This is a genomic window from Mycolicibacterium vinylchloridicum (assembly GCF_013404075.1).
Lineage (GTDB): Bacteria > Actinomycetota > Actinomycetes > Mycobacteriales > Mycobacteriaceae > Mycobacterium > Mycobacterium vinylchloridicum.
Map to the genome: position 1 here is coordinate 26,555 of NZ_JACBJQ010000054.1, position 6,400 is coordinate 32,954.

Consider the following 6,400-nt stretch of genomic DNA (forward strand, 5'->3'; position numbering starts at 1 on the left):
AGCGCTGAAATGACTGACTTCCTTTCCACGGGAACACTTCCCGACGAATACGAACAGCTCGCCAAGACGGTGCGTGACTTCGCGCGCGCAGTCGTCGCCCCGGTATCCGCCGAACACGATGCCAACCACACGTTCCCCTACGAGGTCGTGGCCGGCATGGCTGAGATGGGCTTGTTCGGCCTGCCCTTCCCGGAGGAATACGGCGGTATGGGCGGCGACTACTTTGCCCTGTGCCTGGCGCTGGAGGAGCTCGGCAAGGTCGACCAGAGCGTGGCCATCACGCTGGAGGCCGGGGTGTCACTGGGGGCGATGCCCGTCTACCGGTTCGGCAACGAGGCGCAGAAGCAGGAATGGCTGCCACAACTGACCAGCGGCCAGGCCCTCGGCGCGTTCGGCCTCACCGAGGCCGGCGGCGGCACCGATGCGGGTGCCACCAAGACCACGGCCCGCCTGGATGACGGGCATTGGGTGATCAACGGCTCCAAGCAGTTCATCACCAACTCGGGCACCGACATCACCCGTCTGGTCACCGTCACCGCGGTGACCGCAGGCTCCGGGCAGCACCGGGAGATCTCGTCGATCCTGGTTCCGGTGCCCACGCCGGGCTTCACCGCCGAACCCGCCTACAACAAGGTTGGCTGGAACGCCTCGGACACCCACCCGCTGACCTTCTCCGACGTTCGGGTCCCTGAGGAGAACCTCCTCGGTGACCGCGGTCGCGGCTACGCCAACTTCCTGCGAATCCTCGACGAGGGCCGGATCGCGATCGCCGCGCTGTCAGTGGGTGCGGCGCAGGGTTGCGTCGACGAGAGCGTGAAATACGCCGCCGAGCGCGTGGCGTTCGGGCAGCCGATCGGGAAGTTCCAGGCCATCGAACACAAGATCGCCCGCATGGAGGCCCGCGCGCACGCGGCGCGCACCGCCTACTACGACGCGGCGGCCCTGATGCTGGCCGGTAAACCGTTCAAGAAGGAGGCCGCGATCGCGAAGATGATCGCCAGTGAGGCCGCCATGGACAATGCCCGTGACGCCACCCAGATCCACGGCGGCTACGGTTTCATGAACGAATACACGGTCGCCCGGCACTACCGGGACAGCAAGATCCTCGAGATCGGGGAAGGGACAACCGAAGTGCAGCTGATGGTCATCGCTCGGCAGATGGGACTGTAGGTGAGCGAATCCTCCGAGGAGAAGGTCGTCGTCCAGCGCGGCTTGTGGTTCGAGGAATTCGAGATCGGGGTCCGCTACGTGCACGCCCCGGGCCGCACCATCACCGAGGCGGACAACGTCTTGTTCACCACGCTGACGATGAACACCCAGGCGCTGCACCTCGATGCGGCGTTCTCCGACGCGTTGCCGCCGTTCAACCAGCGGCTGGTGAACTCGATGTTCACCCTGTCGACGCTGGTGGGTCTTTCGGTGACGCAGCTGACGCAGGGCACCATCGTCGGCAACCTCGGCTTCTCGGACATCGCGTTCCCCAAGCCGCTTTTCCACGGCGACACGATGTACGCCGAAACCGTCGTCACCGACAAGCGTGAATCCAAGAGCCGTCCCGGCGAGGGCATCGTCACGTTCGCGCACACCGCCCGCAATCAGCACGGTGATATCGTCGCGACCGCCAGCCGTAAGACCATGGTGCGAAAGAAGCCCACCTGATGGCACTCGACAATCCAGGACCAGCCTGGCTGTTCTGCCCTGCCGACCGTCCCGAGCGATTCGAGAAGGCCGCCGCCACAGCCGATGTCGTGATCCTCGACTTGGAGGATGGAGTCGCGGCCAAGGATCGGGTTGCTGCTCGTGAAGCGCTGGTGTCTAGCCAGCTCGATCCCGGTCGCACGGTCGTGCGGATCAATCCGTCGACCACACCGGATCATCCGCTCGATCTCGAGGCGCTGGCCCGCACGCCGTACACCACCGTGATGCTGGCCAAGACCGAGTTCGGTGCGCAGGTGACCGCTCTGGCGCCGCTGGATGTCGTGGTGCTGATCGAAACCCCGTTGGGTGCGCTCAATGTCGTCGAGTCGTCCCGGGCGGACAACGCGTTCGCCGTCATGTGGGGTGCCGAGGACTTGTTCGCCGTTTTGGGCGGCACCGCCAACCGCCATCCCGACGGCTCGTACCGCGAAGTGGCGAGGCATGTCCGGTCGCAGAGCTTGCTGGCGGCCAAGGCGTACGGCCGGCTCGCACTGGATTCGGTGTTCCTCGACATCAAGGATCTGGACGGTCTGCGAGGCGAGGTGGACGACGCTGTCGCTGTCGGTTTCGACGCCAAAGTGGCGATCCATCCTAGCCAGATCGCGGTGATTAGGGAGGGCTACCTTCCCAGCCCTGAACAGGTAGGTTGGGCGCGACACGTGCTTGAGGCGGCCCGCAATGAACGCGGTGTCTTCCAATTCGAGGGCATAATGGTGGATGCCCCGGTGCTTCGGCGAGCAGAGCGCATCGTCCAGCTGGCGCCCGACCCCGGCCGCTAGCTGGAGCCTGCTACAACAGGTTTGCTCCGACCGCCTCTGCACCGGCAGAGGAGGCGGTTATGGATCAGCCGGTTCAACTCATCGGGCCCGACGGAACGACGACGGCCGAAAGCCGATATCGTCGTGATCTGCCCCCGGAAGCCCTCGTCTGGCTTTACGAGAACCTCGTTGTCACTCGCGATCTCGACGTCGAGTTCGTCAATCTGCAACGGCAGGGCGAACTGGCGCTCTACGCCTCGTGTCGCGGCCAGGAAGCCGCGCAGATCGGTGCGGCGGCCTGCCTGCGCAAGACCGATTGGCTGTTCCCGCAATTCCGCGAACTCGGCGTCTTCATGGCCCGCGGCATCTCGCCGGCACAGGTGGCCACCCTGTGGCGCGGCGCCTGGCACGGTGGCCTGGATTTCACCAGCAAGTGCTGTGCACCCATCGCCATCCCCATCGCCACCCACGCACCGCACGCGGTGGGCGCGGCGATGGCCGCCCAACGGCTGGGCGAGGATTCGCTGACGGTCGCCTTCCTCGGTGACGGCGCCACCAGCGAAGGCGATACGCACGAGGCGATGAACATGGCCGCTGTCGAGAAGGCGCCGTGTGTGTTCTACATCCAGAACAACCAGTGGGCCATCTCGGTGCCGGCCAGCCGCCAGTACGCCGGGCCCACCATCGCCCACCGGGCGATCGGGTACGGAATGCCCGGAATCCGGGTGGACGGCAACGACGTCCTGGCCTGCTACGCGGTGATGGCCGAGGCGGCGCAGCGCGCCAGAGCCGGTGAAGGACCCACGCTCGTCGAAGCGGTCACCTATCGGATGGAGCCGCACACCACCTCCGACGACGCGACCCGGTATCGGACCGCTGCCGAAATCGCCGAGTGGTCGGCCCGCGATCCGATCGCCCGGTATCGCACGTATCTGCACCAGATCGGGGTCCTGACCGAGCGAGTCGAACAACGAGTGGAAACGCGCTCGGTCCGGTTGCGTGCGGAGCTTCGCGATGCGGTGGTCGGTGCACCCGATCCGGATGTGGGCGAGCTGTTCGATCACGTCTACGCCGAGATCACCCCCGAATTGTCGGCCCAGCGTGCGCAGTTGCGCGCCGAATTGGCGTAGGAGGCATGAGATGACACAGATCATCGACCGGCCGCCATTGCGTGGCGAGGGCGCACCAGAGCCCGGCGGTCCGATCCTCACAGAGCTGCCCAGCCTCACCACTCTCACGTTGGCCCAAGCGATCAACCGTGCCCTGCACGACGCGATGGCCGGCGACGACCGGGTGCTGGTGTTCGGCGAAGACGTCGCCGCGCTCGGCGGGGTATTCCGAATCACCGAGGGTCTTGCTGAAACCTTCGGCGAGCAACGGTGTTTCGACACCCCGCTGGCCGAGTCGGCGATCATCGGTGTCGCGGTGGGCCTGGCGATCCGCGGCTTCGTGCCGGTCCCGGAGATCCAGTTCGACGGCTTCTCCTACCCGGCGTTCGACCAGATCGTCAGCCACCTCGCGAAGTACCGGAATCGCACCCGCGGCCAGGTCGAGATGCCGGTCACGGTCAGGATCCCGTCGTTCGGCGGTATCGGTGCGGTGGAGCACCACTCGGAGTCCACCGAGACCTACTGGGTGCACACTGCGGGGCTGAAAGTCGTTGTGCCGTCCACGCCCTCGGATGCCTACTGGCTGCTTCGGCATGCTATCGCCTCCCGCGATCCGGTGATCTATCTCGAACCCAAGCGGCGCTACTGGGGCCGGGAAGCGGTCGACCTCGCCGTGCCCGGACCGCCGATCGGCAAGGCGGTCGTCCGGCGCAGCGGCGACGACGTCACCGTGCTGACCTATGGTGGGCTGGTCGGTGCGGCGCTGAACGCGGCCGAGGTCGCCGACTGCAGCGTGGAAGTCATCGATCTGCGCTCGCTGAGCCCGCTGGATTTCGACACCGTCGCCGAATCGGTCCGCAAGACCGGCCGTGCGGTGGTCATGCACGAGGGTCCGCGCACGCTCGGATTCGGGGCCGAACTGGCGGCGCGGATCTCCGAGGAGCTGTTCTACGACCTCGAGTCACCGGTGTTGCGCGCCACGGGATTCGACACGCCCTACCCGCCGGCCCGGCTGGAGAAGCACTGGCTGCCGGGCGTCGACCGGCTGCTGGACTGCGTCGAGAAAGCGATGCGACGGCCATGAGCGACTTCCTGGTCCCAGACCTCGGCGAAGGCCTGGAAGACGCCACCATCACCAGTTGGGCGGTCGCGGTCGGCGACGTCGTCGAACTCAACCAGACCCTGTGCACGGTCGAGACAAACAAGGCCGAAGTCGAGATCCCCAGCCCCTATGCCGGGCGCATCGAGGCGCTCGGCGGCGCCGAAGGCGAGACCCTGGCAGTTGGAACACTGTTGGTGCGCATCGAAACCGAGGCCCGCACCCCGGTGCTGGTCGGCTACGGCATCGACGACGGCATGGACCGCAGCAGGCGGGCCCGCGCGGCGCCCAAGACCCGCAAGCTCGCGGCCGACCTGGCGGTGGATCTTCAAGGGCTGCAACCCGGTTCGGGTGCCGACGGGGTGATCACCTGCGACGACGTGCTCCAAGCCGCCGGAACGGCGTCACAGAACATCCCGGTGCGCGGCGTTCACGCCCGGATGGCCAGTCACATGGCGTTGTCGCGGAGTCAGATCCCCGACGCGCACGCGAGTGTGCAGGTGGATTGCTCTGCGCTGCTGCGGCTTCGGGACACGCTGGAGGTGACGCCGTTCGTCCTGACGTTGCGCCTGCTGGTCATCGCATTGGGTCGCCATCCCATGCTGAACGCCACCTGGGTGGAATCCGAAGCCGGACCGGAGATTCGGCTGCACCCCGATGTTCGCCTCGGCGTCGCGGTGGCCACCGAACGCGGCCTCGTCGTTCCGGTGATCGACACCCGGGACTGCTCCACCCGGAAACTGGCCGAGGCCGTCGACGACGTGGTGCAGCGGGCCAGGGCAGGCACGCTGGCGCCCACGCAACTGAGCGGGTCGACGTTCACGGTGTCGAACTTCGGCGCGCTGGGGCTCGACGACGGTGTCCCGGTGATCAACTACCCCGAGGCCGCGATCCTCGGCATGGGGTCGCTGAAACCGCGGGCCGTGGTGGTCGACGACGCGGTGGTGGCCCGGCCGACGATGACGCTCACGTGCGCGTTCGACCATCGAATCGTCGACGGCGCGCAAGCTGCCGCGTTCCTGACCGATCTGCGGGGCCTGATCGAGGCGCCGGAGACGGCGCTACTGGACCTTTGAGCACTTAGTGAAACCGACGCCGAGCGTGTGGGCTGTCGGTGACGAATCGGCGGTGCCTCACCGACGACCCCCACGCTCGGCGAACTCCTCGGCGTGGAACTCCCACGGTGCCGTCGGCAGCACGTCGCCGGTCTCCAGGAGCGTCTTGAGGTTGGCGAGGACGGTGGGCCAGCCCTGTCCGACCGATTCGCGGTCGGCGGGCGACTGGAAATTCGTGTGCGTGACAGTCAGTTTGACGATGTCGCGGAAGGGCTCGATGTCGAACGTGACCACACTCTCCTCGGCCGTCGGGTCGTCGCTGGGCTCGCCGAAACCGAAGACCAGGCGGCGGGGCGGATCGACCTCGATCACGGTGCCGGTGACGTCCACGATCTCGGAGCCATCAGACCGGACGTGGTCGACACGGCTGCCGACGCGCCAATCCGAGACCTGCGCATGACCCCAGAACTTCGCGGTGAGGTCGGCGTCGGTGAGTGCATGCCACACCTGCTCGGCACTGGCGTGAATGTAGGTCGTGTAGACGTAGTCGGGAAGAGGAATTGTCAATACCTGTGGATCGGGGTGTTTCAGGCGACCTCCGTTTCGGTTGATTCGGCCGGCTCGGGCGGTGTGATGTCGGCGGGGCGTTCGAGTAGCTTGCCTTTGTGGAAGACGGCGCCG

Annotated in this window: 7 protein-coding genes; 6 read left to right on the forward strand and 1 reads right to left on the reverse strand. The window is 66.6% G+C overall.

The window, feature by feature from the left end; translation table 11 throughout:
• The first annotated feature begins 9 nt into the window (after positions 1 to 9).
• Genes HPC46_RS28295 through HPC46_RS28320 form a run of 6 tightly spaced genes read left to right on the forward strand, consistent with a single transcriptional unit; the run spans position 10 to position 5,740 of the window.
• On the forward strand, positions 10 to 1,170 hold the full coding sequence (locus HPC46_RS28295; protein WP_179475484.1) for an acyl-CoA dehydrogenase family protein: 1,161 nt from the start codon (positions 10 to 12) through the stop codon (positions 1,168 to 1,170).
• The gene (locus HPC46_RS28300) at positions 1,171 to 1,659 is read left to right on the forward strand and encodes a MaoC family dehydratase (protein WP_179475485.1); all 489 of its coding nucleotides are present in this window, start codon (positions 1,171 to 1,173) and stop codon (positions 1,657 to 1,659) included.
• Positions 1,659 to 2,477, forward strand: coding sequence for an HpcH/HpaI aldolase/citrate lyase family protein (locus HPC46_RS28305; RefSeq protein WP_179475486.1), 819 nt, complete (start codon positions 1,659 to 1,661; stop codon positions 2,475 to 2,477). Before HPC46_RS28300 ends, HPC46_RS28305 begins: the two co-directional genes overlap by 1 nt.
• Before the next feature lie 59 nt (positions 2,478 to 2,536).
• Positions 2,537 to 3,586, forward strand: a complete 1,050-nt coding sequence (gene pdhA, locus HPC46_RS28310) for a pyruvate dehydrogenase (acetyl-transferring) E1 component subunit alpha (protein ID WP_179475487.1) — start codon at positions 2,537 to 2,539, stop codon at positions 3,584 to 3,586.
• A gap of 10 nt (positions 3,587 to 3,596) precedes the next feature.
• Positions 3,597 to 4,649, forward strand: coding sequence for an alpha-ketoacid dehydrogenase subunit beta (locus tag HPC46_RS28315; RefSeq protein ID WP_179475488.1), 1,053 nt, complete (start codon positions 3,597 to 3,599; stop codon positions 4,647 to 4,649).
• Positions 4,646 to 5,740 (forward strand): dihydrolipoamide acetyltransferase family protein, encoded by a 1,095-nt coding sequence (locus HPC46_RS28320; RefSeq protein ID WP_179475489.1) that lies wholly within the window; start codon positions 4,646 to 4,648, stop codon positions 5,738 to 5,740. Before HPC46_RS28315 ends, HPC46_RS28320 begins: the two co-directional genes overlap by 4 nt.
• A 57-nt stretch (positions 5,741 to 5,797) precedes the next feature.
• On the opposite strand, the gene HPC46_RS28325 is transcribed toward HPC46_RS28320, so the two are convergent.
• A complete protein-coding gene (locus HPC46_RS28325) occupies positions 5,798 to 6,286 on the reverse strand; it encodes an SRPBCC family protein (RefSeq protein ID WP_218894759.1) in 489 nt (162 codons plus the stop codon).
• Between the last annotated feature and the right edge of the window lie 114 nt (positions 6,287 to 6,400).

What these genes read in the sequence shown, in the direction of transcription:
- HPC46_RS28305 (WP_179475486.1), top strand. Translation starts at nt 1,659, where the DNA reads ATGGCACTCGACAATCCAGGACCAGCCTGGCTGTTCTGCCCTGCCGAC.
- HPC46_RS28320 (WP_179475489.1), top strand. Translation starts at nt 4,646, where the DNA reads ATGAGCGACTTCCTGGTCCCAGACCTCGGCGAAGGCCTGGAAGACGCC.
- HPC46_RS28315 (WP_179475488.1), top strand. Translation starts at nt 3,597, where the DNA reads ATGACACAGATCATCGACCGGCCGCCATTGCGTGGCGAGGGCGCACCA.
- HPC46_RS28295 (WP_179475484.1), top strand. Translation starts at nt 10, where the DNA reads ATGACTGACTTCCTTTCCACGGGAACACTTCCCGACGAATACGAACAG.
- pdhA (WP_179475487.1), top strand. Translation starts at nt 2,537, where the DNA reads ATGGATCAGCCGGTTCAACTCATCGGGCCCGACGGAACGACGACGGCC.